This is a genomic window from Streptomyces milbemycinicus, from assembly GCF_002154605.1.
In the GTDB taxonomy this organism is placed as follows: domain Bacteria; phylum Actinomycetota; class Actinomycetes; order Streptomycetales; family Streptomycetaceae; genus Streptomyces; species Streptomyces milbemycinicus.
In genome coordinates this window covers 1-3,036 of sequence record NZ_MUNE01001037.1, presented here as the reverse complement: position 1 = coordinate 3,036, position 3,036 = coordinate 1, and the positions used below count along the sequence as shown (strand labels likewise).

Sequence of the window (3,036 nt, the reverse complement as noted above, 5' to 3'; positions counted from 1 at the left end):
CAGCGGCCCCGCCGACGTTCGCGTCGGCGGGGCCGCTGCCGTATCACGCCGCCCTCAACCGCGGTCGCGGCGCCGCCTCGCGCTGCCCTTCTCCGCCTTTGTCTCCGCCGCGGCCTCCGCCTCGCGCCGGGCGATCGCGTCGATGACATCGCTGATCGTGCCCAGCCCCTCGGGGGAGAGGTTCACCGCGCGCAGCGCCACGTCCCGCACGCCCGCGTCGCGCAGCGCGCCGAGCAGTTCGAGCTCGCGGGCGATCTCCGCGCCTTGCTCGTCGTCGAAGAAGTAGGCCGGGGGGACCTGGAAGAACTGCGCCAGCGCCTCCAGATGGCGCTTGGTCGGGTTGTCCCGCCGCCCGGTGCGCAGCTGCCACAGATAGGTCGCCGAGAAGGTCTCGCCGGTGGCCTCGCGGCAGGCCCGGGCGACTTCCTCATGGCTGTACTGCTGGCGGTCGGGCCGGCGCACGACCTTGAAGAGAGTGTCGATCTTGTCGGCCAGCACCGACGGCGTGGGCTCCTCCCCTGTCACGGCGCACCTCTCTCGTTCGCGCCCGCCGTGGCTCTTCGGCGGGCGGCAGCAGACATAGGTCCTCAACGTGCCTCCATTCATTCTAGTTGACAGGCCGTCCAGCTGATGTGCAGGATTTTCCACACAACATTCATCTCAGCTCACACACTCCGTGGAGCCGTCCATGACCGATCCGCCCGACCGCGAGATCTTCGGACGGGACCGTGAGATCTCCGAGCTGCTGGCGCTCCTGACGGACACGGCCACGCTGGGCGTGGTGCTCTCCGGCGGGCCCGGCATCGGCAAGACACGGCTGGCCCGGGCGGTCGCGTCCGCGTACGCGTCGGCGAGCGGGGCCGAGACGATCGGCTTCGACGGGTCCGCGTACGAGAACCCCGGCGCGGAGCTCATCCGGCTCGTCGCGCGCCTCCACGAGCGCCCAAGAGCCGCCAGGGACGGGGGACCTGGCGGCGTCGGCGCGCCGCCGCTCATCCTGGCCGAGGGCCTGGCCGCGGCCGATCGCGGGGGCGTGCCGGGCGCGGCGGCGCACGCTGGCGTCAGGCTGATCGTCACCGCCCGCGAGCCCCTGGCCGCCGCGGCCGCTGCGTCCTCTGCGGGCTTTGCGGTCCGTACGGTCGGGCCGCTGCCCGTCCCGTTCGACTGCTCGGCGCTCGACCTCGACAGCATGTGCCGCATTCCGTCCGTACGGCTGTACGTGGCCTCCTTACGTGCCCTGAACCCCGCGTTCCGCGTCCAGCACGACAACCAGGAGGCGGTCGCCCGTACCTGCGCCGAACTGCGAGGCATCCCCGGCGCCCTGGTCCTGGCGGCGCGGATCGCCGCCCTGGAGGGGCCCGAAGTGCTCTGGGCCGCGCTGGACGGGCGGTTCGACCCCGGACCCGAGGGCCTCGCGGGGGCCGGTGGCGACAGCGGCAGCCTCGCGCGGCTGCTCGACGCATACGGCGGTCCGGCCCCCGCCACACCCTCGCCTCGCGCGGCGGCCACGGACCCGGACGCGTCCGTACGGGCGCGGCGCCACGCCGAACTGGGCGACGCCGAACTGGGCGACGTCGAACGCCGACTGCTGGTCTGCTCCCGGCTCTTCAGCGGCGGGGCCGGACCCGAGGCGCTGCGGCGGATCGCCGGCGTCCCCCTCAACGCGTTCCCGGCGGCGCTCGAGACCCTGCTCGGCCGCCATCTGCTGAGTGTGTCCGCGCTTCCGTCCGGCCGTCTCGACGGGTTCACCCGCACCCGGCTGCATATCCCGTTCGAGCCATCCGTCCCCACCGCCGGACCGGATTCCGCCCCCGCCCACGACAACTCGCCCCTGTCGCACGCCCGTTACTACGCCGAGCTGGCACACACCGCCGCACGCCGCATCGCCGAAGGCGACCAGTACGCCGGGATCACGGCCTTCCGGAGCGAGGAGCGCAACATCCGCTGCGCCCTGGACACCCTGATCGGCATCGGCGCGGCGGACGAGGCGATCGCGCTGGTCGACCATGCGCGTACGTACTGGTACGCCTCGGGCGCACCGTTCACCTGGGCCGAGCGGCTGACCGCCCTGCCGGAGGCCCCGGCCGATACGCCTCGGCGGACCCGGCTCAACCTGCTGCTGGCCGAAGCGGCGATCCGGGCCGGGGAGCCGGAGGCGGCCCTCGCCCTCCTCGGCCAGGCGGACGCGGACCGGGCCGACGCGGTCGGGAGGGAGGAGCGGGGGGACGAGGCCGGGGCCGCCGAAGAGGCCCTGCAGGCGGCCCGGTTGCTGCATCTGAGAGGCATCGCCGAGGCTCCGCACCGGCCGCGTGAGGCGCTGGCCGCCTTGCATGCGGCGGTCGCGGGCCACCGGTCGCACATCGGCGACGGACACGCTCTCCACCGCGTCATGCTCGACGCCTCGCTCGCGGAATTCCTCCACGGCAGCCCGGCGAAGGCCACGGCCCTGGCGGTGGAGGCCCTGTCGGGCGCCACCCGCCGCCGCGACACGCTGGTCTCCGGCACCGCTCTGCTCCAACTGAGCGTCTTCGCCGCCGCGCGGGGCCGGGAGGCCGAGGCAGACGGCTACTTCGACCGGGCCGTGGCCGGTCTGCGCACCCTCGGCGCCGCCGCCGTGCTCGGCGCTCTGCTCTCCGTCCTGGGTACGCCCCTGCTGCCCAGGACCGCCGCCCGCGCCGCCGACGTGGTCAGATGCCTGGGCTCCTGCCACGCGGCGCGCGGCGCAGGCGGGCTGCTCGACGAGCCCGGATACCCGGACTTCACGGTGGGGCGGCTGGAGGGGCGTATGCGGCGCCAGCTGGGCGAGCGGGGCTTCCTGGCCGCCCTGTCGGACGGGGCCGGGACGCCGCTGTCCGATCTGGTCAAGGACTTCGCGGCCCGCTGCGGCCGCTTACAGCCGGAGCCGGACCCCGCCCCGGGCCGGAACCCCAACCTGACCCGGGACCCCTTGATGTCCTCGACCTCCGACCGCTCCGTGGCCACGGCCCGTCCTGAACCCCGCGCATCCGCGAAGCCCCGCCCCCGCCCGGACCGCAC

At 74.5% G+C, this 3,036-nt stretch carries 2 protein-coding genes; one reads left to right on the top strand and one right to left on the bottom strand.

Annotation, left to right across the window (positions count from 1 at the left end; genetic code table 11):
• Positions 1-54: 54 nt before the first annotated feature.
• Positions 55-525 (bottom strand): helix-turn-helix domain-containing protein, encoded by a 471-nt coding sequence (locus CCN51_RS50705; protein ID WP_014173635.1) that lies wholly within the window; start codon positions 523-525, stop codon positions 55-57.
• Between the two features lie 163 nt (positions 526-688).
• Between CCN51_RS50705 and CCN51_RS50700 the strand changes: the two genes are divergently transcribed.
• Positions 689-3,036: AAA family ATPase (locus tag CCN51_RS50700; protein WP_086861194.1), on the top strand; the 2,348-nt coding region annotated here is incomplete at its 3' end.